This is a genomic window from Balneola sp. EhC07 (genome assembly GCF_001650905.1).
Taxonomy (GTDB): domain Bacteria; phylum Bacteroidota; class Rhodothermia; order Balneolales; family Balneolaceae; genus Balneola.
Map to the genome: position 1 here is coordinate 1 of NZ_LXYG01000019.1, position 26,210 is coordinate 26,210.

20 protein-coding genes are annotated in these 26,210 nt (G+C 38.1%); 7 read left to right on the forward strand and 13 right to left on the reverse strand.

The window, feature by feature from the left end:
• Positions 1-815 precede the first annotated feature (815 nt).
• On the reverse strand, positions 816-1,205 hold the full coding sequence (locus tag A8B79_RS13260; RefSeq protein ID WP_066223589.1) for a rhodanese-like domain-containing protein: 390 nt from the start codon (positions 1,203-1,205) through the stop codon (positions 816-818).
• A gap of 96 nt (positions 1,206-1,301) precedes the next feature.
• On the reverse strand, positions 1,302-2,351 hold the full coding sequence (locus tag A8B79_RS13265) for a hypothetical protein (RefSeq protein ID WP_066223590.1): 1,050 nt from the start codon (positions 2,349-2,351) through the stop codon (positions 1,302-1,304).
• A gap of 266 nt (positions 2,352-2,617) precedes the next feature.
• Here A8B79_RS13265 and A8B79_RS13270 point away from each other — a divergent pair, with 266 nt between their 5' ends.
• The 5 genes from A8B79_RS13270 (at position 2,618) to A8B79_RS13295 (ending at position 11,144) form a co-directional block, all read left to right on the forward strand.
• Positions 2,618-3,607, forward strand: a complete 990-nt coding sequence (locus A8B79_RS13270; protein WP_066223592.1) for a hypothetical protein — start codon at positions 2,618-2,620, stop codon at positions 3,605-3,607.
• A 239-nt stretch (positions 3,608-3,846) separates the two neighbouring features.
• Positions 3,847-5,571 (forward strand): ATP-dependent DNA ligase, encoded by a 1,725-nt coding sequence (locus tag A8B79_RS13280; protein ID WP_235603731.1) that lies wholly within the window; start codon positions 3,847-3,849, stop codon positions 5,569-5,571.
• Positions 5,572-5,663: 92 nt separating this feature from the next.
• Positions 5,664-6,956, forward strand: coding sequence for an efflux RND transporter periplasmic adaptor subunit (locus A8B79_RS13285; protein WP_082894187.1), 1,293 nt, complete (start codon positions 5,664-5,666; stop codon positions 6,954-6,956).
• Positions 6,957-6,974: 18 nt separating this feature from the next.
• Positions 6,975-10,091 (forward strand): efflux RND transporter permease subunit, encoded by a 3,117-nt coding sequence (locus A8B79_RS13290; protein WP_066223598.1) that lies wholly within the window; start codon positions 6,975-6,977, stop codon positions 10,089-10,091.
• A gap of 102 nt (positions 10,092-10,193) precedes the next feature.
• A complete protein-coding gene (locus A8B79_RS13295) occupies positions 10,194-11,144 on the forward strand; it encodes a DNA-3-methyladenine glycosylase family protein (RefSeq protein ID WP_066223600.1) in 951 nt (316 codons plus the stop codon).
• On the opposite strand, the gene A8B79_RS13300 is transcribed toward A8B79_RS13295, so the two are convergent.
• The 7 genes from A8B79_RS13300 to gap all read right to left on the reverse strand — a co-directional run bounded on the left by A8B79_RS13300 (position 11,141) and on the right by gap (position 20,017).
• Positions 11,141-12,235, reverse strand: coding sequence for a hypothetical protein (locus A8B79_RS13300; RefSeq protein ID WP_066223602.1), 1,095 nt, complete (start codon positions 12,233-12,235; stop codon positions 11,141-11,143). The two genes, A8B79_RS13295 and A8B79_RS13300, sit on opposite strands and share 4 nt — an antisense overlap.
• 194 nt (positions 12,236-12,429) lie before the next feature.
• On the reverse strand, positions 12,430-13,425 hold the full coding sequence (locus A8B79_RS13305) for a hypothetical protein (protein WP_066223604.1): 996 nt from the start codon (positions 13,423-13,425) through the stop codon (positions 12,430-12,432).
• A 121-nt stretch (positions 13,426-13,546) separates the two neighbouring features.
• Positions 13,547-14,077: a fasciclin domain-containing protein gene (locus tag A8B79_RS13310; RefSeq protein WP_066223606.1), complete on the reverse strand. Its 531-nt coding sequence runs from the start codon at positions 14,075-14,077 to the stop codon at positions 13,547-13,549.
• A 168-nt stretch (positions 14,078-14,245) separates the two neighbouring features.
• A complete protein-coding gene (gene nhaA, locus A8B79_RS13315) occupies positions 14,246-15,556 on the reverse strand; it encodes a Na+/H+ antiporter NhaA (RefSeq protein ID WP_066223608.1) in 1,311 nt (436 codons plus the stop codon).
• 251 nt (positions 15,557-15,807) lie between these two features.
• On the reverse strand, positions 15,808-16,896 hold the full coding sequence (locus A8B79_RS13320) for a calcium/sodium antiporter (protein WP_066223610.1): 1,089 nt from the start codon (positions 16,894-16,896) through the stop codon (positions 15,808-15,810).
• Between the two features lie 94 nt (positions 16,897-16,990).
• Positions 16,991-18,886, reverse strand: a complete 1,896-nt coding sequence (locus tag A8B79_RS13325; RefSeq protein ID WP_066223612.1) for a M61 family metallopeptidase — start codon at positions 18,884-18,886, stop codon at positions 16,991-16,993.
• A 132-nt stretch (positions 18,887-19,018) separates the two neighbouring features.
• Positions 19,019-20,017: a type I glyceraldehyde-3-phosphate dehydrogenase gene (gene gap / locus A8B79_RS13330; RefSeq protein ID WP_066223614.1), complete on the reverse strand. Its 999-nt coding sequence runs from the start codon at positions 20,015-20,017 to the stop codon at positions 19,019-19,021.
• Between the two features lie 229 nt (positions 20,018-20,246).
• On the opposite strand from gap, the gene A8B79_RS13335 reads away from it, so the two are divergent.
• The gene (locus A8B79_RS13335) at positions 20,247-21,047 is read left to right on the forward strand and encodes a hypothetical protein (RefSeq protein WP_066223615.1); all 801 of its coding nucleotides are present in this window, start codon (positions 20,247-20,249) and stop codon (positions 21,045-21,047) included.
• Positions 21,048-21,174: 127 nt separating this feature from the next.
• On the opposite strand, the gene A8B79_RS13340 is transcribed toward A8B79_RS13335, so the two are convergent.
• Both A8B79_RS13340 and A8B79_RS13345 read right to left on the reverse strand, forming a co-directional pair.
• The gene (locus tag A8B79_RS13340) at positions 21,175-23,022 is read right to left on the reverse strand and encodes a flotillin family protein (RefSeq protein WP_066223617.1); all 1,848 of its coding nucleotides are present in this window, start codon (positions 23,020-23,022) and stop codon (positions 21,175-21,177) included.
• Positions 23,023-23,033: 11 nt separating this feature from the next.
• Positions 23,034-23,693, reverse strand: a complete 660-nt coding sequence (locus tag A8B79_RS13345; protein ID WP_066223619.1) for a YqiJ family protein — start codon at positions 23,691-23,693, stop codon at positions 23,034-23,036.
• A 176-nt stretch (positions 23,694-23,869) separates the two neighbouring features.
• Here A8B79_RS13345 and A8B79_RS13350 point away from each other — a divergent pair, with 176 nt between their 5' ends.
• Entirely contained in the window at positions 23,870-24,328 is a 459-nt protein-coding gene (locus A8B79_RS13350) for a DUF1456 family protein (RefSeq protein WP_066223624.1), read from the forward strand.
• A 910-nt stretch (positions 24,329-25,238) separates the two neighbouring features.
• On the opposite strand, the gene A8B79_RS16235 is transcribed toward A8B79_RS13350, so the two are convergent.
• Together A8B79_RS16235 and A8B79_RS13355 are read right to left on the reverse strand one after the other, a co-directional pair.
• Positions 25,239-25,397 carry a hypothetical protein gene (locus A8B79_RS16235; RefSeq protein ID WP_201118609.1) on the reverse strand — a complete coding sequence of 53 codons (159 nt, stop codon included), beginning with the start codon at positions 25,395-25,397 and terminating at the stop codon, positions 25,239-25,241.
• Between the two features lie 39 nt (positions 25,398-25,436).
• Entirely contained in the window at positions 25,437-26,189 is a 753-nt protein-coding gene (locus A8B79_RS13355) for a succinate dehydrogenase/fumarate reductase iron-sulfur subunit (RefSeq protein WP_082894199.1), read from the reverse strand.
• Positions 26,190-26,210 lie beyond the last annotated feature (21 nt).

The window sequence follows — 26,210 nt, forward strand, 5'->3', positions numbered from 1 at the left end:
ATATATGCCGAAGAATACGATACTATAAGTGATGCTATAGCAAGGGAGAAGCAACTAAAGAATTGGCATAAACAGTGGAAATGGAATCTGGTAAAGCAAAACAATTCAAAATTAGAGGATTGGTATGATACCTTAAGAGGATGGTAAACAAGAACAGACTAAAAGTCTTTACGTAAGATCCCGAAATAAATTCGGGATGACCTGTTAAGCAAGGGTTTATTGTATAATAAAACTCAGCTAGGATATTAGAAACCCGGGGATAAATCCACTACTGGATTATGTTCTTGTATTAAACTCGTACATAAACAAGCAAGGACTTTAGTCCTGCGAATATTCTCAATTTGGTTCCTATTTACCCATTCATCTGACGGATCTCCCGTCTGATGAACCTGTTGGTCAGACTCAAAAACCGGCTAGGATTCATTTTCGAAGCTCTAGCTTTTATTTTGACCTCCTCTGTCTCCTCCTTCATAAGGAGGAGAACTCGTTGATAAATCTTTAAGCAAATTTAATAGCAACAAGCCTCTTCTTGTGAAGAAAAGGTTGGTGAGATATTTTTGAGAGTTGCTACCGCACAAGCGGGAAAAGTTTTGTGCGGCATTTATTGGTCTAAAACTCAGCTATGATATTAGAAACCCGGGGATAAATCCCCTACTAGCTTATGTTCTTGTCTTAAACTCGTACATAAACAAGTAAGGACTTTAGTCCTGCGATTAGTGTCAATTTGGTTCCTATTTACCCATTCATCTGACTGATCTCCCGTCTGATGAATCTGTTAGTGAGACTCAAAAACCGGCTATGATTCATTGTCGAAGCTACGCAGCTTCCACTTCATACCCATCCGACATCCACCCGGTAATTCCTGCGGATAAAACTCGCACGTCATTAAATCCCATTCCTTTTACTTTTTTGGCGGCGTTGGGTGCTTTCCTGCACATGGGATTGGAACAGTAGAAAACGAGTGTTGAGTTTTTATCTGCATTTAGATCGCTTTCTGAAATTGAATTCGGATCTAAATTCTGAGCACCGGGAATATGAGTTTGTTGCCAACGCGATGAATCATTCATATCAAACACATGAACATTTTCCTGAGCAAGAATTCCGTTTAATTCTTCTGTAGAAATAGATTCAAGGTTCATTACCAACGGAAGGATATTTCTGAATACCATAATAAAATCTCTTTGATGAACAGGCGGTGCCTGCATGTTTCTTTATTTAATTAGTAACAGAAATAGGAAAGTTTCTTACAGGGTTGGTGAGAGTTTTTAGGGAGTGGCATTAAGCGCACAAGCGGGTGGGAGTCAAATCTTAGCTAGAGATAGTGTGCGCCATCGGTTTTTAAATAAATCAGAACAAGTTAAAGTATTCTCAATTTCGATAGCTTTAAATCCCATCTCAACTAGTTCTGAATTTATTATATCCAAATCTGAAAAAGAAATTTTATAAGCTGTACCTATACACTTCATTTCGTTTCTATTGGCTATTAAAGCAGTCCCCTTTTCCTTTCTTAGAAGCCTCAAATTCATGGGGTGATAGGCAAAACCTAGGAACAATGCTAAATCTGAATTACTAATAGATGCACGAATTTTAGAGATTCTATTTTTTTGAGAAGTCACACCTTCAGTAAAAGTGTTCAACTCTTCTGCGAGTTTCATGAGTTGATAAGCTGTTGGTTCTTTTCCAAATTCTATCGAATTATCTTGTTCCATCCATGGAAGAGTTCCTACCGTACCGTACGGGTGGTATATTTCTATGTAGCTTAATATCTCTCTCGCATCAAAAGGTGAGAGTTTATAATAGTATTGTAAAGCATGATATAAAAAGTGCTCTACACTCCTGTCATAGTTAAATATTATTAAAGTAAATTTCGAAAATCTTTCAGGTAAGTCCGATCTTTTACAATTCTCAGTAAGTATTTGGAAAAATGAGGTAAGCCATATGTCTTTTTTGAAATTAAAGTCTGGTCCAATATCATTTAATCTATCAAAATATATTTTACTAGACTTTTCCTGATCTAATATCGCTCTAGCGATTCCAATCTTGCCGCAAAATTCTATTTCACTATTTCCTTTATGAGCATCTAGAAAGTGATCTATAGATATAGCCAGTGGCATTGCTCTATGAATATCATTTGAAGCATTAATAAGGTCTTCAAAAGACGTTTTACAGTTATTAGAACTATAAACTCTAATAGTCTCATAAATTAATTCATCTTTATAAATAAAGTCTCGATTATGATATCCAAAACTTAAAAGATTCGCTATATCTTCTTTTAACTTAGTGCCTAAAGAGAATCCTAACTCATAACTTGCTCCTGCACCTATTACTAAAACTGTCCTTCCCTTAACCATAAAAATTTTATCTACTGTAAATTTACGAGAACATAATAATACTTTTAGATTATTTCTCTTCTTCGCAAATCCTCTAGTTTAATTGAATTAATAAAGCAGCTCAATTATAATATTCATTTCGTTCCAAAAAAGAACTTAAACCTATTATGCCACAAACTGTCACCCCCTCTTATTAGTTTAGTGAGCAGATTAAGACCTTAAACTAGCAAGCCCTTCAGGGCTGCGACTTAGACGCCTCGATTGATAGAGGCGATACAAGATCAAAAATGCTCAAAGTAACTAAAGTCGGATATCATGGAATAATCCTCCCCGAATTGGGAATAGGATTGGATTATTCGGGAACCAAAGCCGAGCATATTTTTATTTCGCATGCACACGCCGATCATGTTCCCCGAAATAAAAAGCTGAGCGTATATGCTACTCCCCCAACTGCAAAATTCATGAAATTGCGAGGCTTTGGCGGAGAAGTAAAACCCCTGGAGTTCAAACAACCGCTGGAAACGGATAGAGCCAAGATCACTTTTTATCCCGCCGGACATATTCTCGGCTCTGCCATGACTTTTGTGGAAAGCGATCTGGGAAACCTGTTGTACACCGGCGATTACCGGACTCCACCCGCTCCTGCTACCGAAGGATTTGAGTTACCGGATGCAGAGATCGATACTTTTATAACCGAAGCCACATTCAGTTTGCCGATCTACAAATGGAAGCCGGAAGAAGTGCTTGCAAATCAGATTCGAAATTTTGCTGCCCGAAATCTTGAACAAAGCTTTACTCCCATTTTCACTGCCTATAATCTGGGCAAAGCCCAGGAATTGATGTATATCTTAAAGGAGCTGAACCATCCAATGCAAATTCACGGAGCAGGATTTAAACTTTGTTCTGTTTATGAAGACTTTGGATTTCCACTTGGTGACTACGAAACCTATCAACGCGAGAATTGTGAAGGAAAGATCCTGATCACACCCGGTTCTGCTTTGGGGAATGGGTTTGCATCCAACGTAAAGAAAAAGCGAATCGCATACTGTTCGGGATGGGCAGCAAACGAGTCCAGACAAACACAGCTTACTGTAGACGAGCTGATTCCACTATCTGATCATCTGGATTTCTTTGAGCTGATCGATCTGTGTAAAAAATTACATCCAAAGAAAGTTTTGATCACGCATACGCCCAATCCTAAAGTGGTTCAACATTATCTGGAGGAGCTGGGGATAAATTCGGGGTTTTTAGATTTGGAGGCGGGCGATTATGAGTAGTTCTAGGTTGACCCTCCCCTCAATCCCCTCCTATGGAGGGGAAGCTCTTTGGTTTAATAATAAACCTACAACAAAGAGTCTTCCTCTCTCGGGAGAGGAAACAAAGGAGAGGGTCAACCACAAATCCTGCAAACTATTTGTCATTTCGACTATAGAGAGAAATCTAAAGAGCTCAGAGTTATTAAAGATATTTTTAGATGTCTCACATTCGTTCGACATGACAGAAAATGGATTTTTCTATGATTACTAAGTCAAACTCGTTTACGCGATTAGCCGAAACCGCCCAATCCATTTCATCAACTCGTGGGAATAATGCGAAGATCAAGCTGTTTGTGGATTATCTATACAAGCTGAAAGCCGACAAAGATGTAGAATTAGCGACTCAATTTTTAAGTGAAGGCGCTTTCTCTTCAGTTTCCGGTAAACGAGCATCAGTTGGACACCGAACGATTGCGACTTTAGCTGCTGATTTCTGTGAGATCGATTATGAAAAGGTATTCAAGCCAAGTAAAACGGCAAGCGGTTCTTCTTCTGAAACTATTCAGCGCTTGTTTGAAAATATTCCTGAAGCACAGTCAAAATGGAAAAGCGAAAACCTGACTTTACAGGAGATCAATGAAATCTTTGAGTCACTGTATATCACTTCCAAAAGAGACGCTAAGCAGCAAATACTTTTGGATGCATGGATGAGAATGTCGCCGTTGGAAATAAAATATTTTATTCGGATCCTTGGACAAGGTTCACTCAGAATCGGATTCGAAACTAAGAGCGTGGAAAATGCCATTGCCAAAACTTATGGTAAAGAGTTAGAAACGGTTCGCTATGCCAGAATGATCTCCGGCAGTATTGGCAGAACAGCCGTAATGGCGAAAAATGATGCTCTTGATGAAGCATCTTTTAAGATGTTTAGTCCCATTGCGTTTATGTTGGCTTCTCCTATTGAAAGCAGAGCTGTTACGGATCTTTCAGAATATATCGCTGAGGAAAAATTTGACGGAATGCGTTGTCAGGCTCATATTTCTGATGGAAGAGTAGAATTATTTTCCCGCGACTTGAATCAGATCTCTTCATCATTTCCGGAAATCGTAGAATTCTTTTCCGGTAAAGAGCTTCCTGATCTGGTTTTGGATGGAGAGATCTGTGTTTTCAAAGATGACACCATTCTCCCCTTTCAGCTTCTTCAAAAACGAATGGGCGTAAAAAAGCCCTCGAAAAAATTACTTACTCAATATCCGGTGCTGTTTATCGCTTATGATATTTTGTATGAAGATGGGAATCCGCTATTTGATGATTTGTTATCGGTTCGTCGGGTTAAACTCGAAAAGCTTTCAAAAAAACATTCTATTCCTATCACCTCGCAGATGAAAATCTATAATCAGGACGATGTGGAGGAGCTTTTTCAACGGGCGTTAGATCATGGAAATGAAGGCTTAATGCTGAAGCGAAAAGATTCTGTGTATGAATACGGACAACGCAGAAAATCCTGGCTAAAAGTTAAAAAACCCAGTGGTTCTTTGGATACTGTTATGCTGTACGCACATGCCGGAAGCGGTAAACGCGGCGGGACCTATTCTGACTTTACGCTGGGAGTTTCGGTAAAAGATGATGATCGGTATGAAGAAGAGTTCATTCCAATAGGAAAAGCATACGGCGGTTATTCTGATGAAGAACTCAAAAAGATGAATGCGCTGATCAAGGATATTACTCTAGAGCGATTCGGCCCTACACTGCTTTTGAAACCTCACTTAGTTATCGAACTGGAATTCGAGGACATCCAAATAAACAAAAGAACCAAGGCGAAATACACACTTCGTTTCCCGAGATTCAAAGCTATTCGCTGGGATTTATCTCCATCTGATGCAGACACCTTGAAAGATGTGGAACGAATGTATCAGCAGAAAATTGATGAAGAAAGGTCGAGGCAAGGCAAAAATCCTTCGTTTTATCTGCCTTCACGTAACTAATTTTTACGTTTTTAATCAGTTTTAACAACCATTCTGAACGCCTTTATGCTAGATTATGGTTCTAGCTTTAAAATTGCTCTTAAAACATACAGATGAGAAAAATACTAACAATTATTTTGCCTTTGTTATTCCTGATATCCTGCTCAAAAGAATCGCAGGATCAACAACGAAATCAGGGAAATCTTGTAATTCCTGCTGTTGAAGCCGTTCAATCTCAATTTGGCTCTCTTCCGCTTGTTGAACGATTTAGTGGAAATGTGGTTTCCGAAAACCAGGTGGAACTTTATCCTGAAGTAAATGCCCAGATCGCTGAAGTATATGTAGAAAATGGCGACTTTGTGAATAAAGGAGATGTACTTGTAAAGCTACAGGACGAACCTTTCCAGAAGCAGTTGCAACAATCTGAAGCTAATCTCAAAATCAATAATGCTCGTTTAAAACAAGCAAAAGCTCAGTTATCTACTCTGGAAGCTCAATACAAAAGAATACAAGCTCTTGCTGAAAAAGATCTCAGCAGCGAATTGGAATTGGAGCAAATCAATGCTGAAAAGATCTCTGCTGAAGCAGATGTAGAGTTAGCCGAGGCGCAGGTAGAACAATCAGCAGCTTTAGTGGATGAACGAAAAAATCAGCTTACAAAAACACTGATAAAAGCACCTGTTACCGGAACTATCGGACAAAGAAATGCCCAACCCGGTATGCAGGCATCAGCTTCTACTCCGCTATTTATGATAGGAGATCTGTCAAAACTGAGAGTTGAGATCCTGTTAACAGAAAGTATGCTTAATAAAATTAAAGTTGGTCAAACCGCCGCAATATCGGTAACTGATCAAAATGGAGAGATCGTTACTATTAGTGGTGAATTATCCCGAATCAGTCCTTTTTTAAATGAAATTACAAGAAGTACTGAAGCGGAAATCGATATTGATAACCAAAATGGATTATTAAATCCGGGAATGTATGTACCTGTTGATATTTTTTATGGTGAAAGTCAGCAAGCTACTTTAATTCCAACCAGCGCTATTTTCATTGATCCTAATACCGGTTCTGAAGGAATTTATATTGCCAATTCTATTGGTTCAGAAATCAAACCAGTAAGTGATTCTGCATCCGGAGTCTCTTCTTTAACTTCTCCTACAGATGTTACTTTTCAGGAAATTGATGTGATTGCCCGAGGTAAAATGGAAGTTGCAGTAAACGGTTTGGAAAGCGGGAAATGGGTGGTCACATTAGGACAAAACCTGCTTTCTGAAGGAAGAGTACAAGCACGGGTTAAAACCATTCCCTGGGAACATGTAATCCGATTGCAACAAATGCAGCGAGAAGATTTGCTCAATGACGTAATGAAAGACAAACAACAGACTCCTGAAAAACCCACACTTTAACATTTTAGCTTAACTGACATGGCACTTACAGACATTTCAATTAAACGTCCGATTGCAACTACAATGTTCTTTCTGATCATTATCACTCTTGGTGTGATCGGGTTTCGATATTTACCTGTTGATCTGCTTCCTCCTATCGAATATCCACAACTTACCGTAAGTACTGAATACCCAAATGTTGGACCTGAGGAAATTGAGACCATCATTACTGAACGAGTTGAAAATGCGGTAGCGGGAGTTCCAGGAGTTGAGCGTGTTCGTTCTCAATCCAGTGAGGGCCGAAGCAGAGTAACTCTGGAATTTGCTCAATCAGTAGATGTAGATGTAGCCGCAAATGATGTACGGGCAGCTTTAGATCGCCTAAGAAGTGCTCTTCCGCCCGAAGTTGAATCCCCTAGAATCTGGAAATTTGATCCCAATAACTTCCCGATTGTTATTGTTGGGGCTAATTCTGATAAAAATCTGGCGGATCTAACACTACTTTTGGATCGTGAGATCACTAAAAGATTTGAACAAATAAACGGAGTTGGCTCCATTGATATTTGGGGAGGTATAAACCGCGAAGTTAAAATTGATCTGAAGCGTGACCGGCTGATAGCGAGTGGTTTAACATCCGCCGATGTTCAACAAGCCATCTCCAGTGAAAATGCAAACCTTCCGGGTGGAAATGTAAATTCCGGAGTACAACAATTATATGTCAGAACTCAGGGCGAATTTGAATCAATTGATCAGATTGCAAATACGGTTATTACTACGGTTGATGGAAAACCTATCCGTGTTAAAGATGTTGCTGAAGTAAACTTTGGATATCAGGATCTGGATCGTCTGGTGACCATTGATGAAAAGCCTATGGTACGCTTTGGAATCCGTAAACAAACCGGAGCCAATACAGTAGCTGTTGCCGAAGATATTCGACGGGAAGTTGCACTCATCAATTCAGAAAGAAATGATCTTGACCTTTTTGTAACTACGGACCAAAGTACATTCATCCAAAGTTCTATTGACAATGTTCAGAGTTCAGCTATGTGGGGAGCTTTACTTGCGGTAGTCGTCCTTTACGTTTTCTTCAGAAATGGATCGTCGACTTTTATTATTGCTGTTTCAATCCCTATTTCGATCATCGCTACTTTTGCTTTGTTGTACTTTAACGGACTTACTTTAAACCAGATGAGTTTCGGAGGCTTGGCACTCGGTGTAGGCCTGATCGTGGATAATGCCATTGTTGTACTCGAAAATATAATACGGCTCCGTGAAGAAGAAGGCGAAGATCTGAAAACAAGTGCATTAATTGGTACAAAACAGGTTTCAGGAGCCATCATTGCTTCCACACTAACAACTTCTGTGATCTTTCTGCCGGTGATTTTTATGCAGACTATTTCCGGTTTATTGTTTCAGCAACTAGCTCTGGTTGTTGTTTTCGCACTTGTTTGCTCACTTCTGGTAGCACTAACTTTAGTGCCGATGCTTTCTAGTAGATTTCTGGATGTTAAAAAGAATTCTGAAGGCGCTAAAAAAGGTTGGTTTCAAAAGTTTTTTAACAAATTTGAGAATAAATATTCATCGTCACTAAGATCTGTTCTGAAATACAGAAAATTGGTTTTTGCAGTAACCGGAGTTTTGGTTATTGGATCATTTTTACTTGCACCTGTCATACCGGTTGAACTTGCTCCACAAACCGATGCCGATGAGATCGATATTGATCTGAGAATGGCTGATGGTACAAACATCACTGTGATCAATGAATATTTAGCAGAGTTAGAACAGGTTATCAGAAGTACTATCCCATTTGATGATATAGAACATTTGACAACCGATGTAAGAGACGGTCGCGCTGAAGTTGAGATCACTATGGTGGAAGCTTCTAAAAGGTCCCGAAGCACTTCTGAACTTGCGGAGGAAATTCAACAGAAAGTAGAAGGGGCGATTGCAGGAGCTAATATCAGAGTTAGTGCTCAGTCAGGCCTTTGGATCTTGCGCCGCGTATTTGGCTCAGGCGGAGCTGAAGATCTTCAGCTTGAAGTTCGTGGATATGATATTGACCGTTCTTATCAAATAGCTCAGGATATTAAACTGGAACTGGAAAAAATTGAAGGAATTACAGGAGTTGAGGTAGATCGTAGTGAAGGAACTCCTGAAGAGAATATAGTTTTTGACCGAGAAAAGATCGCTCAGCTTGGTTTAACTATTAATAGTGTTGCCAGAACTATTCAAACCAATATCGGCGGAAGCAGAGCAGGTGCATTCAGAGTTAGCGGAGACGAATACCCAATCACGGTCCGTTTGCGTCCTGAAGATCGCTTAAATACACAAGACCTTGATAACATTTCTATTCAAACTCCCGGTGGGCAGGTTATTCCTGTTTCTTCCGTAATTAAGAGAAATCCGGGACGCGGACCTGAGGATATCACCCGAATAAACGGTCAAAGAGTAACCGGAATCTCAGCGAATCTGGAAAGTGGTTTAGCATTGGGAGAGGCCGTAGAAATTGCTCAAGCTAATCTTGCTGATTATCCGTTGCCGGAAGGTTATAGTATCGTATTCAGCGGAGAATATCAGGAGCAACAAAAGGCGGCGGCAGATTTTAATATGTCGATCATTATGGCTCTGATTCTCATTTATATGGTAATGGCAGGGCAATTTGAGCGATTTTTGGATCCACTGGTAGTAATGTGTTCTGTTCCTTTGGCTGTAATCGGAGTTGTACCCACTTTACTTCTCACTGGAACTACAATAAACATACAAAGCTTGATGGGCATCATCATGTTGATCGGTATAGTAGTAAATAATGCCATCGTGTTAATTGACTATGTGAATCTACTTAGAAGAGACAAAGGGCTACCTGTGATTGAAGCAGTTATAGAAGCAGGCAGATTACGATTACGTCCGATTTTAATGACCACACTTACAACCGTTCTGGGTTTACTTCCACTCTCTTTTGGAATTGGAGCCGGAGCAGAGATACAGGCTTCTCTTGCACGAGTTGTAATTGGAGGGCTAACCGCATCAACTTTAGTAACACTAGTGTTTATCCCTGTAGTGTATGTTTCAGTTGATCAGGTAGTTGATAAATTGAAAGCTTACAACTGGAATCCATTCAAAAAAGAATCCGAAAAAATAGAATTAGCCGGGTCTTAATAGCTTATTCAACAATTCAGAAGATTGATACGCTTAATGGAATTAGTGTTATAAACTATTGGTTACTTTAATCACTATTGCAATATCCATTTATAATTTTCTATGAGTTCCTGGACACTAAAATCTATACCACCACACGACTGGTTTCTATGCCTTGATGTGGAATCCTATTTCGATCATGAGCATGATGTAGAAACTATTTTCGAAGAAGGATTTACTCGTCCCGTTCCGATTGGTGATACAGATGTGATCGTAACAGTTTTTTTTAACGGTGATCCGGATTCGCCTGAGTTCCATATCGAAACCAAAGAATCTTTATCAAAGGAAGAAATCGCTGAAGCCAATAGAAGCTTGTCTAAGATCTTAGGAACTGAAATGGATATCCGACCTCTGTACGATCAGGCTTCAGAAGATCCACTTTTAGCTGATAAACTAAGTTCGTTGTACGGACTGAAAAGAATGACCAGAGCTAATTTATTCGAAGATATTCAGAATAGAATTGTGGAGATGCAGATGAATCATAAACCTACTGCAAAGAAAATGATGTTTGCAGTTCGTAAAGCATATGGAACTGCTTTGGTTCATAACGGGAAAAGTATCCCTGCATGGCCACGAGCTCATCAGCTTATGAAAGCAGATCCAATGAGCATTCGTAAGCTTGGTCCTACCAAAAGAAAAGGCGAATATCTTACGGGATTGGCTTCAGATATGGTAGGCGGTAATGTTGATATGGAGCACATTACAAATTGTGATCCTCAAGAGGCTTACGATCTGCTAACCGGTATCAAAGGAATTGGACCTACCGCAGGACAAGATCTTATGATGATGCGAGGCAGACCGGATGCTGTTTTTCCCAGCAACAAAAAGAAAGATGAAGAAAAGGGACTGCGCCGTTGGATCATTGCCAGTTATGGTGAAAACCCACATACTATCAGTGAAAAGAAGTTTCAAAGTTTGATCTCAAATTGGAATGGATTTGAAGGGGCTGCATTGGAGTTTTTATATGTGAATTGGATCATCAGTGAAAAAGAGAAGAAGGCTAAAGGCGGTTAATCTTCAGTTTCAAGTTTTGTGTTTTTAAAAAGCGAAAACTCAACATCATTCAATCTTACCCCGATGTTCTCATCTGAAATATGAGTAACCATCACATCCTTTGGAAAACGGGCAATTTTTATAATTTGTCCATCCATATTTAATACAAACCATTTTTGATAATCACCTCTTAAATTAGATTGAAGCCAAAACCGGTTGTTATTATAAAAAAAACGTTCGGCTTCACTCTTAAATTCAGGCAAATAGGAACTCATTGTTTTCCACTGTTCACTTTTCTCACCATCTCTGAGGCTATCAAGTTCAGTATCACTCAGCTCCTGTTTTGGTAGATTTACAGGGGTAATACTAAGAGTATCAAAAAAAGTATCTATCTCTATGATCTCAGACTTAGAAGTCTCGTAAATAAAAAGTGATTCATTCTCTGAGTTGTATGCAGTTAGTGCTATATCACTGTATGGCACTTCACTTGCACCTACAAGGCGACCATCTAAATAAGTTCTTGCATATGGCCGGTCTTTTATAATTTTGACATCTCCATATTCTTTATTTTCTAAATTGTACTGAACAAATATTTTCTCTCTATCTTTTTCCTTGTTTTCAAGAAAATCAAAAGTGGTTAATTCAAAAATAAAACTACCATTTACCCCGGGATAAATATTTACTATTTCAGTCCCTTCATAAGGTTTAGGCTTAAATTCACTTAAAAAATTAAGATTTTCATCATACATCAACACTTTCTTATTACCCGAATCATTTAAGTACACAATATTCTCGGATGATTTTGTCATTTCGTAGACATCCAAAATTTCACCGGGTCCTCTACCTTCCCTTATTTGTTCAATGAGGTTTCCTTCATCATCCACCAGAATTACAAACTTATTTTGTCTATCAGCGATAATAATACGATCTGAGGCTACTCCAATACTTTTATATGACAAATGAGAAAAGTATAAGCTGTCAGCTTGATCGAAACTGGTTAGAGCTTTTGGTGTAAATTCAGGGATATCAGATAAATCTATTTCTTTGACTTTATCTGAGCAAGAAACCATTGACAACCCAATAAAAAGAACTATGAATATATTATTTCGCATTCACTCTGCAACTTAAGATTTTGTTTATAAAATATTTATGATATTAAATAAGTTTCAAAACCTCAAAACTCTACTCGGGTTAATCTGATTTGGAAAAAATCTAGTTAATTCATTCTGTAAATACTTAACCATTGCAAGTTATGGGGGAAAACCCTCACCTAACAGTGAGAAAGAAAAGAAGGCTAAGATGTAGATCAATTACTGACTGGAGACCCAATAAATAAATGGAAATAATCCCCCACTACAATCTTGTTATCTGAAAAAACTTCCAGATATTCAAAATTAAGGAAATCATATTCTGTTTCTTCGTAGAAAGGTCCAATATTTTCAAAACTCAAATCTTTTCCTTGTGCAAGAAATACCTCATCTGAGTCTGCGGCAATAACCTTACTGCTTCTGAGGCTTCTAACTAATTGTGTTCCAATATTAACTTTCTTCTTTTCCCAGGTGCTTGCACTTTTTTCCTTGAAATATATCCGGTCACTTTCAGCAGCATATATGATCTCATTCTGTTCATCTATACTTATTGATCTTATAAAATCATCTTCTTTATCAATATCTGATGAAATTCTTCTCCAGCTTATACCATCATCTTCTGAAGAGTGAATCCCATCGTGAGAAGCTAAGTAAATGATTCCTTCTTCTGACGCTGTTATTTCTTCTATATGATCACTCAACTTACTGTTTATAAAACTATTTCTATATAGAACTGAATCACCTTCAAGATCAAAGGTAGTTACTCCATGTGTTCTACCTATATGCAATTTATTCCCAAAAACTACTATATCTTGCATAATATATCTTCCTGTAACCTCCTCCCAGTTTTTTCCATTATCATCTGATACATATACATAGTTTGTAAACCCTAAAAAAACCCCTCCATTTTCTATCAGCACATCTCCTATCATATACAGACTTTCGTATACCCTAATTTTTTTTATGTGTACCGAATCCGGAGTAGAAAAGCTTTGGAATGTTTTACCCCCATCATTTGAATAATTTAGAACATCTTCATTCGCTACGTACAGTTCATTTTCACCATTGGTAGCAATAGCATTTATCCATTCCGACTTGAACTTTGTTATCTCTACCCAGTCATATAGCGGATCTTTTTTATCGTTCTTTGAATTGAGTAATCCACAACCATTCAAGAAGAATATTATTGAGACGAAATAAATTAAAGCTTTCATATCAACTCTCTTTATTTGACCCAATATCAGTTATTTAGGCTATAAATAAAATTAGAATTCCGACCCATAAAAAAAAGCCGAATGCTTTCACAATCGGCTTAGTTTGGTTTAAAAGAATGACCTAATAATCACTCTTTGAAGAATTCAGTGCTTTTTTGATACTTGGTGGTAGAATTACTTCATCAATTACATGCACAACACCATTGCTGGCATCCATATCTGCTTTTACTACTTCCGCATTTTCGATCATAACGCTTTCTCCATTACTTTTTATGGATGCATTACTTCCCTGAATTGTTTTAGCTTTCATTGTTTTAGTAACATCATCCGACATTACTTCACCGGGAACTACATGATAAGTAAGTACTGCTAACAATTTTTCTTTGTTTTCAGGCTTCAGTAGTTCATTTAAAACTCCCTCAGGAAGATTTTCAAACGCTTCGTTTGTTGGTGCAAAAACTGTATAGGGCCCTTCCGATTGAAATGTTGCCTCCAGATCAGCTGCTTCTACTGCTGTAGCTAATGTTGATAACGTCTCTGTTTCAGAAGTTAACTCAAGAATATTTGTTTCCTCCTGAGCTTTAACCTCGAACGAAAGGATTAATACCAGCGCTAATGTAAATAAATTTATTGCTCTCTTGAATAAGTTCATCTTGAATAGTTTTTATTAATGGTAACACTCACTTAAATAGAGATTAAAAATGATATGTTCCTATAAATAATAGAGCAGTGGATTCAAGTTCGAACTCACACTTATCAGCGCCACAAGTCTTATATGTTAAGATCAAAAAAAGCCTCTGAAAATATGAGGCTTTTAAATTTATTCTACAGGCTTAAGCTTAGATCTCAAAAAGAAATAACCGAGTAACCCACTCAACAAAGAGCCCACAAAAATACCCACTTTAGAGTATTCTATGAATTCCTGATTAGTAAATGCAAGTCCTCCGATAAACAAGGACATGGTAAATCCAACACCGGTTAAACAGGCAATTCCATAAAATATAGTCCATACTTTATCTGAATCGGGTAACTTAACTATACCTAATTTACTTGATATCCATACTGAAAGCATGATACCGATCTGCTTTCCAAGAAACAGACCAAAGATAATTCCAAGGGTCAAAGTTGATGAAAAAGCTATTACAGTCTGTTCGGCTGAAAGTGCTACTCCTGCATTTGCAAAAGCAAAAACAGGCATAATAAAATAAGCTACAAGCGGATGTAGCTTATGTTCTAATTTGTGCAATGGACTTTCAAGTTTTTCTATGCCCTCTTCTAAATAGTGAAGAGCTGTTTCATCATCTTCTTTGTCAGGGGTGTTAAGAGAATTTCGAAATAATTTAACTCCATTCTCGATGGTATCCAGTAACCCTTCCCTGTTTTTATGGGGGCTGGCAGGAATCATAAATCCTAAAACCACACCCGCTATGGTTGCATGAATACCTGATTTAAGTACGGCAACCCACAGAATTAATCCTACGAAAAGATATAATGCTATTGAACGGATATTTGCCCAATTCATAATCACTAGTACCAATATAGCACCACCGGAAACTGCAAGTGCAGTCAATGATATTTTACTCGTATAGAATAGAGCGATTACTACTACAGCAATTAAGTCGTCTACTACTGCTACTGCTGTAAGAAACACTTTTGCCCAAACGGGTACCCGGCTACCGAGTAAAGCGAGTATTCCTAAAGCAAAAGCAATATCCGTTGCAATGGCAATGGCCCAACCATCCATAAATTCTGTTCCGGCATTAAATCCGTAAAAGATCAATCCGGGAACAACAGCGCCTCCAAATGCAGCAATAATTGGAAGCAGAGCCGATTGCACGGTTGAAAGCTCCCCATATTTGATCTCCCGTTTTATCTCCAAACCGATCAATAGAAAGAAAATCGCCATCAATCCATCGTTGATCCATAAAATTAGTGGTTTCGAAATATTTCCGGATTCAAAACCTATGGTAAGCTTGGCTTGAAATAATTGAACGTACCAATCTGCCAAAGTTGAATTTGCTACTACAAGTGCTAATACTGCTGAAAAAAGTAGAAGAATTCCTGAAAATGATTCTGTTTTGATGAATTCTTGTATTGGTGCCAAAGGCTTTTTTGATGAAGTCTTTTCCATAATTTTAAAAATGTAGTGTTTTGTAATAAGTTGATTTGTATAACCCTATTTAAAAGGGCAGAAAGTGATTTTATAAATCAACTACATTCTTCAAAATGATGCTGAGGACACTTTTGAGATGGGAAAAATAAAGCTGTAGGACAACACAAAAAATTTTGTGATCTACCTGTAGTAAGCGTTTTTACGATATGTATAAATAAGTTGCTCATAGCAATGATATGAACAGAACTTAAAACTACGATGCACCATTCCTAAGAAATCAATTTTTTAACGAGTCTTCTGTATTTATATACACGCCAAATTATATATGCGATAGTTAAAGGTAAAACAGCATAAAGCATAACCCATTCCATTGTAGGCTCAAAAGCAGAACCCACGGCATCCAGAACCAGATAAGTCAGGTAAGAACCATAATAGAACAGTAACATCGCTCCATCAAATTTAGTAATATCAAAGCCGGCAATAAATATCGGGATACACATAATACTTACCGCAACCATGAAAGGAAGATCTAATGCCAATGCAGCAGGAGAAACTGTTAATATATTTGGAGCTATTACAACTGTTAAACCTAGTGTAAGCAAAATATTATATAGATTACTTCCCATCACATTTGCCACAGCCATATCTGTATTTCCTTTTCGGATGGTTGCAATGCTCGTAGCAACTTCCGGTAATGAAGTTCCTATCGATACAATTGTTAAACCAATCACTAACTCAGAAAGTCCTAATATTGTAGCAATTTCAACTGCACTTTTTACCATCCAGTCTGATCCCTGAATGATCAATCCCATACCAACAATTAAATATCCGATATTCTTCACATAGAAGAACCAACCAGTTGAGAGCTTTCTTTGCTCTGCTTCGAAGTCTGTTTCTTCGGGTTGATTGTCTCTTTCTTTCTTTATCTGGAAAAAAGTAAAAACTGAATATGCTACTAATCCCAATAACAGCCACACTCCGTCCAGTGTTGTAAGCTCGCCGTCAAAAGCAATAACGTACAATAATACACTTGCTGCTATTACGATCGGAACGTCAATTTGGACCACTCTGAGTTTTACTGCTAAAGGCTTTATAATAGCGCTAATCCCAAGAATCAGAAGTATATTTGCGATATTACTACCTACAATATTTCCCAGAACTAAGTCAGCGTTCCCTGCTATGGCTGCCTGCAAACTGATCGCCAGTTCGGGAGCACCGGTTGCAAAAGCGACCACAGTCAATCCCATAATTAAAGGTGAGACTCTCCATTTCACACCAAAGTGATCCACACCTCTTAAAAATAATTCTGCTCCGCCAATAAGTGCCGCCAATCCGGCTATAAAAGTAATTGCTGTCATATCTGAATTTGTGAACACCAAAGGTACAAGGTATTCAGCATAAAAAAAGCCTTTCCCGAGCAGAAAGGCTTAGTTTTTATAGTTTGATGAAAAATTATTTCTCCAACCACCAATTTCTGAGTTGAATTTGCTCATCGGTAGCATTTTCAACTTCCTGTAAATTTTGCTGTGGATACATTGGCGTTCCAACTTTTCCTTGTAGTTTCACCTCTTCTCCATTTCTTTCCAACGTCATTGAAATATCTGTATCCGGCGTCCACTGAAAACTCTGTGGAATAACCTGCTGGATATTTTGCAATGAAGCTTCTAATCCATTAATGGATTTCAGAATATCTCCAGGTCTAACTCCTAATTCTATCAGTGAAGTATTCAAGTCCATATTTTCGAAATAAATTTCTCTGGTTTCCGGATTTACATTAATAAATGCTGCTTGCTGATTTATCAGAAACAGATTTGTCTGTACCTCTTCCACTCCCATTTCAAGACCAACCTTATCAAAGAATACTGAATAATCGATAGGTGTAGTTCCTTCAACATGAGTTCTCAGAAACTCACCAATTGATGGGTAAGTCATCTCGGTTATTTCAGCGATCAGGTTATCATCTTCGAATGGTTTGTCGATTCCATATTTTGCTGACAATTCTTTCATCAACGAAAGCATACTTCTTTCACCGTTACTTTCTTCTCTCATCAGAATATCAATGCACATCCCGATCAAAGCTCCTTTTTGATACACATTGTAATAATTAGATGCATATGGTTCATCAATTACATTTTCACTCATAACTGTAAAACTCATAGAATCGTCCATAGTGTATGAACTTGAGATCTTGCTCTGAATCTTATTATAGAATTCTTCTTTAGGTTGAAGATCTTCGTAGGCCTGAAAGTGACTCGCAAAATATTCCGTAACTCCCTCATACATCCACAAATGCTTCGAAAATGTCGGCTCATAGTAATCGAAATAGTGAACATCTTCTGAGTGCACGCTTAATGGTGTTACAATATGGAAAAACTCATGTGAAACCACATCGATCATAGCTTGATTTAACTGTGGCTCCTGCATTTGCTCAGGAAGTACAACAATGGTTGAAGTCTGATGTTCTAGTGCTCCAAAACCCTGTGGTGATGTTTCAGTACCTTCTGACAGATACAGATAGATGTCATATCGCGGAGTACTGTTTAGGTCACCCAGATATACTTTTTGGGCCTGCATCATTTCAAAAACGGTCTCTTTGATCTTTGCTGCGGAATGCACTCCGTTTGGTGAATACACACTTAACACGATCTGAATGTCGCCCACCTGAAATTCTTCAATATCCAGATTACCGTAAAACATCGGATTATCAGTAATATCAAAATATCGGGCAGCTGTATAATTATCTACTACTGTTGAATCTCCTTCTAAAACCATAGAGCTGCTTGTAGGAAGCGCGGATGATTTTTTCATTCCGGCGGGAGCGGTAACAGCTAATTTGTAGCTATTATCTTTCAACTCTTCAAAATATCCTATAAAACCGTGCAGATTAAGAACAAAATTATCGTCTTCAATATTTGTGCCTGATGGTGAGAATGGTGTTGGTTTTTCTGTGTTCTCGATATCAAATGTATCGTTTACATAGTAGCCCAACTTATCTAATTTCTGAGCATTGGGAATGATCCATGTATTTTCATCCGGTCTATTTACTTCAATTTCCATTCCTGAATAATCATAAGCAACCAAGTCTTCTGTAAAACTTCCGAAATCACTGATATCATAAGTTCCCTGAACAACCCTTGGAATTCTGTATGTAACGGTGTCTTGAGAAAACATTCCGGGATCGATCTCAACCCAAACCCGGTCATTATCAATATTTACAAGATCAATTGAGGTGGAAATTGGAGTTTGTGCAGCTAGCTCTTTCATTTCTTTTGAAAGATTGTCTCCTGTTTTTGGCGAACATGCATAAGTTACACTAAGGAGTAAAACTCCATATATAAGTTTCTTCATTAGAATATGTTTTGATGAATATTTTGGATAGCAACTTCAGTAATCCGAAAAAATTGCCAAACCGTAATTTATTAATTGTAAGAAATTAAAAACCCCGGTCAGAGTTAACTGCCGGGGCTAAAGATTCGCTTGTTAAGCTATTTTCAGAATCAGATCTGCGGTTCTCATAGAATAACCGGCTTCGTTATCGTACCAGCCAATTACTTTTACAAGATTACCATCCACTTTTGTCAGGTCGCTGTCAAAAATATTTGAATGTGGGTTTCCGATGATATCCGTTGATACCAATGGATCTGTTGCATACTCAAGAATTCCTTTCATAGAACCTTCAGATGCTTTTTTGAACGCAGCGTTTACTTCTTCTGCAGTAGTTTCTTTGTTCACTTCACAAACAAAATCAGTCAGTGAACCTGTTGGGGTTGGAACACGAACGGCTCCTCCATCTAACTTCCCGTCTAAATGCGGAAGTACTAATCCAACTGCTTTTGCAGCTCCGGTCGAAGTAGGAATAATATTAATGGCAGCAGCGCGAGCTCTTCTAAGATCTTTGTGCGGTGCGTCTAATATTCTTTGATCACCTGTGTACGCGTGAATGGTTGTCATAAACCCTTTCTTAACTCCGAAAGCATCATCCAAAACTTTTACCATTGGTGCAAGACAGTTTGTTGTACAGCTCGCATTCGAGTAGATCTCTGTTTCTTCATCGATCACTTCATCGTTTACACCAAGTACTACTGTTTTAACTGGTCCTTTTCCCGGTGCAGAAATGATCACTTTCTTAGCGCCTGCTTCGATATGCTTACTTGCACTTTCTTTATCTACAAAAAAACCGGTTGATTCAATCACAATATCAACGCCAAGATCTCCCCAGTTTAAGTTAGCCGGATCTCTTTCAGCTGTAACTGAAAAACTCATATCATTGATGGAAATCTTATCCCCATCCACAGAAACCGTTCCATCGAAAGTCCCTTGCGACGAGTCGTACTTAAAAAGATGAGCTAGTGTATTTGTATCAGTTAGATCGTTTACCCCAACGATATCAACTTTATCGCTATACTTTGCAAGAATTGATCGGGTAACCATTCTACCAATTCGACCAAATCCGTTAATTCCGACTTTTATTTTTGACATTTTATACCTGTTTTTTTGATGGTCAATTCTGATATCATTTACAAAACCAACCCATTAAATAACTTTCTTTTCAGACTCTGAAAATACCACTACTAGTCGCCATATTCAATGATTTTAGCTTATGATAGCAATAGAAAAACATGAACAAGTACTAAAAGCGCTTTTCCAAAAATTAAATGGTTGGCGGAAATTTATTTTCTTATAATCTTTTGAACTTAATGGATACATAATGGGGAAAGTATTTACTGAAGAAGAAGTAAAAGAGATCATTCGGAAGGCTGCCGAAATGCAAAAAAAATCCGGGAGCGAAGTTCATGAGCAAGGCTTGACCATGAACGAACTTATGGAAATAGGCAAGGATTCAGGTCTTGATGTTGACTTCATTAAAACTGCCGCTCTGGAATACGAAAACAAGAAAATTACCCGCCACTCCGGTATAACGGATACTCATATTTTTGAAGAAAGAACTTTTGATAGCGAGTTACCTGAAATAACGATTTGGGAAGATGTGTTATCTGAATTGGGGCATCAATTTGGCGGAAGTGCTTTCGGGATGGCTAAAGAGTCTAAGGATCAACGAAAATGGTCTCATACCAGCATTTCAGGGATAGAAACAACCGTTTCACTAATAAAAAGAGATACTGGTACCAAGTTGAAACTTTCGCAAAGAGTAGGATTAGGAAGTCCTTTGACTGAAGGGATAATGTATGGAGGAGGACTTACTTTCTTAATTATGATGATAACCGGGGTATTTTCCGATTTAAGTATTCAAGGTATTATTGCTTTAAGTGCCGGACTTTGGAGCATTTCGTCTCTTCTGATATATCAATTAGATATTGCATGGAGAAAAAGAAAGCTTAAAAACCTGAAAGACCTTGCCAATAAGATCATTGACCAACTTCCGAAAAAACTATCTTCTTCAAAGAAAAAAGAAAAAGTGAATGAGAATCTATCTGAAATTGAAATAGAGCCTGAAGATGTTTATCAAAATAACGATAATTTAAATAATGACTTAAGAGAAAAGGAATAGTAAGACTCTTTTTTATCCTTCTTTAGTCCGGTTTTAAGCTTCTGTTCAATAAAAGATTAATAGCCTGGATTTATTCCCTAATCCAAACCCTTAGGCAAAATAAGCCTTAGGGGTTATTATTTTAAGATCACTTAGAACTTCCAGACTCACCTTTTTTTCTACTCACAGATTTATCCGTCTCAGTTTTTTTGGTTATTTCTTCACTCTCTGCTTCTGTTGATTTGGATTTCTTTTCGGGATTATCTGTTTTCTGATCGTTTTCGGTGTTTGATGCATCTTGCTTTTGTGCAATCTCACCACTTGGATTCAGCGCCTTTGTCAGCCCTTGTATTGATCCGGTTTCCATTCCAACTTCTTTTAGAATATTATCAACTACAGGTGCTAATCCTCTGTACTTAAGCAAACTGTTTACAAGTTGATCAGCCATGTTTCCGGATGAACCATTCCCTCCTGAACCTGCACTTCCGTTATTCACTCCCGAGCCAACAAAATCAGACAATCCTCCTACATTAATTACCTTCATATCCGAAATTGCTTCGATCGGTTTCACACTTGCTTCAATCATTGAAGTAGCCTGTTTTATTGTTTCGATCTGGACTCTCATCTGAATAATCTCTTTTGAAAGCACATTTTCGGCAGCGTTTAATTTCTCATTACCTTCGGCCTCAACTTTATATCTCTCCTCATCTGCTTTGGCTTTAATTTTGATCGCTTCAGCTTCAGCAACAGCAGTAGTTTTGATCGATTCCGCTTTATCAAGAGCCGCTGTCTTTTCAGCTTCGGCAGCTACTTTAATACTTACAGCTTTTTCTTCAGCCTCTTCCATTGCTTTGATTACTGCAATCTGCTTGTTTCTGTTCGCTACTTCTGTTTGTCGTGCTGTAGCAACTTTCTCAGATGCTGACGCCGCTTCCGCTTCTGCAAGTTTAGCTTCTTTTTCGGCTTTTGATCTAGTCTTTGACTTTTCAGCAACTACAATGTCCCTGTCCTGATTGGTTAGCTCGATCGCTTTTTCCCGCTCAATATCTTTCTCTTTTACAGATTGCTCATTCAGGATCCTTTCTTCCTCGACCATTCTGTTTGCTTTGATCTTCGCTCTTTCAACTTCACGTTGAGCTTCAATTTCAGCTTCTTCAGCAAGCTTATCGTTAATAGCTTTTTCCTTTGCAATTTGAGCGGCTTCTAAAGCAACCTGATTTGCAATAGCTCTTTGTTGAGTAGCTTTTGCAAACTCCTCTTCCCTTTCCAACTCCAGTCTTTCTTTTTCAGCTTCCAAGTTCTTCTTCTTGATAGCAACTGAAGTATTTTGTTCGATGTCGTTTCTTACTTTCTTCTTTTCTTCAATTGTCTCGGTAAGCTTGGTCAAACCCTGAGCGTCAAATGCATTATTAGCATTAAAAAACTGCTTATCCGTTTGATCCAGTCCTGTTAAAGAAACCGTTTCCAGTTCCAAACCATTTTTTTCAAGATCTACCTTTACAGCATTCTGAACTTTTTGAACAAAGTCAGTTCTCTTTTCATGAAGTTCTTCCATTCCCATCTCAGCAGCAACAGCCCTTAAAGCATCTACAAACTTACCTTCCATTAACTCTTTAAGCTGTTCCGGGGAAATAGTTCTTTGACCTAATGTCTGAGCTGCGAAAGCTATTGCATCTGCTTCGGGTTTAACTCTCAAGTAAAACTCGGCAGTAGCATCCACTCTCATTCTGTCTCTGGTAATCAATGCCTGCTCATTCTTTCTTGAAACCACTAAGCGAATAGTGTTCATATTTACGGCAATAATTTCGTGAAGTACCGGAAATACTAATGCTCCCCCATTCATAATTACTTTTTGGCCGCCAAAGCCTGTTCTTACAAAAGAAAGTTCTTTGGATGCTCTTTTATATAGTCTTGCAAAAACCAATCCTATAATCAGAAGCGATACCAGTATTATCGAAGAAATTATGACAATGTCATTTGTTTGAAGAAAATCCATTCTTAATCGTATTATTTATTTATTGGTAAGGTAGCTTTAAAAGTCGAACCCTTTTTTTCTGTTAAAACTACTTTAGTTCCTTGTTTGAATTCCGTTTCACTGTCCTCAGGCTCAACCATGATGTAGTGCAGTTGACCGTATACATCTTTGAACTTTGCTTCCGCAGGAAAACCCGGTCTTGAAGTCCCTATAACTATCTCAACTTCTTCTCCCACAAAAGAGCTTTCAAACAGTGCTGTTGTTTCTTCTTTAAATAATTTAGTTCCAAGAGTCTTAGCAACCCATCTGTATAATGGTAAACAAATAAGTATGCTTGCAGGTATGGCCGCAATAAGAGGCAAAGTAAATTCAAAAAATTTATTTGAAAGACTTTGCAGCATAAAACCGGTAATTGAAAAAGTAGCCAGAAAAATGATCAGCAAGATGAGAACAGGTACATTTTTTACTTTGATCCAGGCGATATACTTTGATATAAATCCGTTTTCAAATTCAACATCTGAATCTATATCTGTTTCCAGAGCGATATCTCCACCATCAAAAATATTGTCGATAAACTGAGAAAATCCAAATCCCAGTACTAAAGAGAACAACTCCAAGCCGAGTATCACCAACAGAACAGCAAATGCATAAAAGAAGGGAGCATTGTAAGGCTCCAACAAATACTCGATCATTTAACTTTAAAGATATATTTCAATTGAGTCTGTAAATATCAAAATCCGCCTTATTAAACAACTCCTATTTTGTAAGTCTACACTATTTATCATGTTTTAATTTAACGGGTTAATATCCCGATCTTTATTGGTACCTTTCGAGTTCACTTATTTAATTCTTTACTTCAGTTCCCAAAATGGACAGCAACGATATTTTCAGGCGATTACGATATATTCTAGGCTATAACGATCTTAAAATGGCAGAGGTTTTTGCTTTGGCTAATGATCCCATTGATCAGGCCAGAGTTACAACCTGGCTCAAGAAAGATGAAGATTCTGATTTTGTGAAAATGCCTGATGTTGCCTTGGCTACTTTCCTGAATGGATTGATCAATCAAAAGCGTGGCAAGAAAGATGGACCACAGCCTGTTCCTGAACAAGTATTAAATAACAACATCATATTCAGAAAATTACGCATCGCTTACAACCTTCAGAGCGATGACATTTTAGAAATGTTTGATCTGGTTGATAAAAGCATCAGTCCGCACGAACTAAGCGCCTTTTTCAGAAAACCCACCTCCGGAAAGTACCGGGAATGCAACGATCAATATTTAAGACATTTTCTTTCGGGCTTGCAGGAGAAGTTTAGAGCTTGATGGATTGGCTTACCACAAAAGCACGAAGGCACTAAATGTATTAAGCTCTCTGTCTTCTCTGTAGAAGTTAGATAATTCACATACAAAAATTGACTTGTTTGTAATTCTGAAGATTCCAGAAAAGGCTTCCAACTACGCCGAACTTAGAATTATTGGCGAAACAAGAACGCAATGAAATCGACGGCTCCGAAGGAGTAATCATTACATTCAGGCTGATTCTTAAATATGCATCATTCGAACGTAGACCTTTTGTAATGATTAGTCGATGTAATGGAGTTCGCGCCAATAATTCTTGTCGGGAGCTTTTGGTACTTTTGTCGGTACAAAAGTACATAGAACAAAGGAGTTGAACCCTATAAACACATTTATCTTAGAATACGGATACCTACTTTTGTCTTGATTTCCCGTTCTTCAACGGGGGTATCACGTTTACGCTTGGATTGGTTGATGGTGTTGGTTTAGCCACAAAAGCACTAAGGCACTAATTATTTTAGGCTCTTTGTCATCTCGAACACATGTGTAAGATCTGGGATTTACCTAAAATTACATCTTTAGATTTCTCCATCCGCTCGAAATGAGAAGTTTAGGAGTTGATTAGTTTCGTAAAGTAAAAGGTCATCCCGAACTTGTTTCGGGATCTTAAGAAAAGGCTACCAACTCATTCACGAAATAAACTTCAGCTAGTACAATGAATAGAGAGTTTAGTTTATGCCGCCTTATATTAATCTTTGATGTTTAAGCATGAATGGTATCTAACTTCCATTCTTCGCAAAGATCCTGAAACAAGTTCAGGATGACCCTCCGACACACTTGTCAAGTCAGCTTTCTATAAAGCACCCCTACTCAGGTTGGCATCTTTAAACAAAAAAGCCACCTCAAAACGAGATGGCTTTTAAATTAAAGCTGAAAACTATTCCTGAGTATCTTCTTTTTCATCTTTGGAAGCCTTTACCATTCCGGCAGCTCCAAAAGCAACACCTAAAGCAAGCCAAAGCGCTAAGTTATCGGTAATAATTCCAATCACCGTTCCGATAATTATCCCAAAAGCCAATGCATTTTTCTTATTCATAGTACTTTGACTTCAGTTTAAATTTTCGGATTAACTTAATTAGCTCACCAACGCCTTCATGTAATCTCTTCTCATTTCAGCAATAGCGGAGATAGAAATTCCTTTCGGGCAAACAGCTTCACATTCTGCAAAGTTGGAACAGTCACCAAATCCTTCTTCTTTCATTTGGTCTACCATTGCAACTGCACGGTTACTTCTTTCCACTTCTCCCTGAGGGAATTTATTTAAGTGAGCAAGTTTCGCTCCCGTAAACAACGAAGCCGAAGCATTCGGACAAGCAGCCACACAAGCGCCGCAACCAATACAAGCAGCATATTCAAATGCTTCATCTGATTTCTCTTTTTCTACCGGCAAGGCATTTGCTTCCTGAGCGGAACCGGTTTTTACCGATACATACCCACCTACTTCAATGATTCGATCAAAAGCACTACGATCTACAACAAGATCTTTAATGATCGGAAAAGCAGCTGCTCTTGGGGGTTCGATGGTAATTTTGTCGCCATCTTTATAATTACGCATGTGCAATTGACAACAAGCAACTTCGGCTTTTGGTCCGTGTGCCTGTCCGTTGATCACTAAATTACAAGAACCGCAAATTCCCTCGCGACAATCGTAATCGAATTCAACAGGTTCTTTGCCTTGCAGCTGAAGTTCTTCGTTGAGTACATCCAGCATTTCAAGAAAGGACATATGCTCGTTTACAGTATCTAAAGTATACTCTTCGAAATGACCGGGAACATCAGGTCCTGCTTGTTTCCAGTATTTCAAATGAATGGTCATATCTTTGCTCATAATCTTTTCCTTTGGTTCAGC

What these genes read in the sequence shown, in the direction of transcription:
- A8B79_RS13260 (WP_066223589.1), bottom strand. Translation starts at nt 1,205, where the DNA reads ATGCAGGCACCGCCTGTTCATCAAAGAGATTTTATTATGGTATTCAGA.
- A8B79_RS13265 (WP_066223590.1), bottom strand. Translation starts at nt 2,351, where the DNA reads ATGGTTAAGGGAAGGACAGTTTTAGTAATAGGTGCAGGAGCAAGTTAT.
- A8B79_RS13270 (WP_066223592.1), top strand. Translation starts at nt 2,618, where the DNA reads ATGCTCAAAGTAACTAAAGTCGGATATCATGGAATAATCCTCCCCGAA.
- A8B79_RS13280 (WP_235603731.1), top strand. Translation starts at nt 3,847, where the DNA reads ATGATTACTAAGTCAAACTCGTTTACGCGATTAGCCGAAACCGCCCAA.
- A8B79_RS13285 (WP_082894187.1), top strand. Translation starts at nt 5,664, where the DNA reads ATGAGAAAAATACTAACAATTATTTTGCCTTTGTTATTCCTGATATCC.
- A8B79_RS13290 (WP_066223598.1), top strand. Translation starts at nt 6,975, where the DNA reads ATGGCACTTACAGACATTTCAATTAAACGTCCGATTGCAACTACAATG.
- A8B79_RS13295 (WP_066223600.1), top strand. Translation starts at nt 10,194, where the DNA reads ATGAGTTCCTGGACACTAAAATCTATACCACCACACGACTGGTTTCTA.
- A8B79_RS13300 (WP_066223602.1), bottom strand. Translation starts at nt 12,235, where the DNA reads ATGCGAAATAATATATTCATAGTTCTTTTTATTGGGTTGTCAATGGTT.
- A8B79_RS13305 (WP_066223604.1), bottom strand. Translation starts at nt 13,425, where the DNA reads ATGAAAGCTTTAATTTATTTCGTCTCAATAATATTCTTCTTGAATGGT.
- A8B79_RS13310 (WP_066223606.1), bottom strand. Translation starts at nt 14,077, where the DNA reads ATGAACTTATTCAAGAGAGCAATAAATTTATTTACATTAGCGCTGGTA.
- nhaA (WP_066223608.1), bottom strand. Translation starts at nt 15,556, where the DNA reads ATGGAAAAGACTTCATCAAAAAAGCCTTTGGCACCAATACAAGAATTC.
- A8B79_RS13320 (WP_066223610.1), bottom strand. Translation starts at nt 16,896, where the DNA reads ATGACAGCAATTACTTTTATAGCCGGATTGGCGGCACTTATTGGCGGA.
- A8B79_RS13325 (WP_066223612.1), bottom strand. Translation starts at nt 18,886, where the DNA reads ATGAAGAAACTTATATATGGAGTTTTACTCCTTAGTGTAACTTATGCA.
- gap (WP_066223614.1), bottom strand. Translation starts at nt 20,017, where the DNA reads ATGTCAAAAATAAAAGTCGGAATTAACGGATTTGGTCGAATTGGTAGA.
- A8B79_RS13335 (WP_066223615.1), top strand. Translation starts at nt 20,247, where the DNA reads ATGGGGAAAGTATTTACTGAAGAAGAAGTAAAAGAGATCATTCGGAAG.
- A8B79_RS13340 (WP_066223617.1), bottom strand. Translation starts at nt 23,022, where the DNA reads ATGGATTTTCTTCAAACAAATGACATTGTCATAATTTCTTCGATAATA.
- A8B79_RS13345 (WP_066223619.1), bottom strand. Translation starts at nt 23,693, where the DNA reads ATGATCGAGTATTTGTTGGAGCCTTACAATGCTCCCTTCTTTTATGCA.
- A8B79_RS13350 (WP_066223624.1), top strand. Translation starts at nt 23,870, where the DNA reads ATGGACAGCAACGATATTTTCAGGCGATTACGATATATTCTAGGCTAT.
- A8B79_RS16235 (WP_201118609.1), bottom strand. Translation starts at nt 25,397, where the DNA reads ATGAATAAGAAAAATGCATTGGCTTTTGGGATAATTATCGGAACGGTG.
- A8B79_RS13355 (WP_082894199.1), bottom strand. Translation starts at nt 26,189, where the DNA reads ATGAGCAAAGATATGACCATTCATTTGAAATACTGGAAACAAGCAGGA.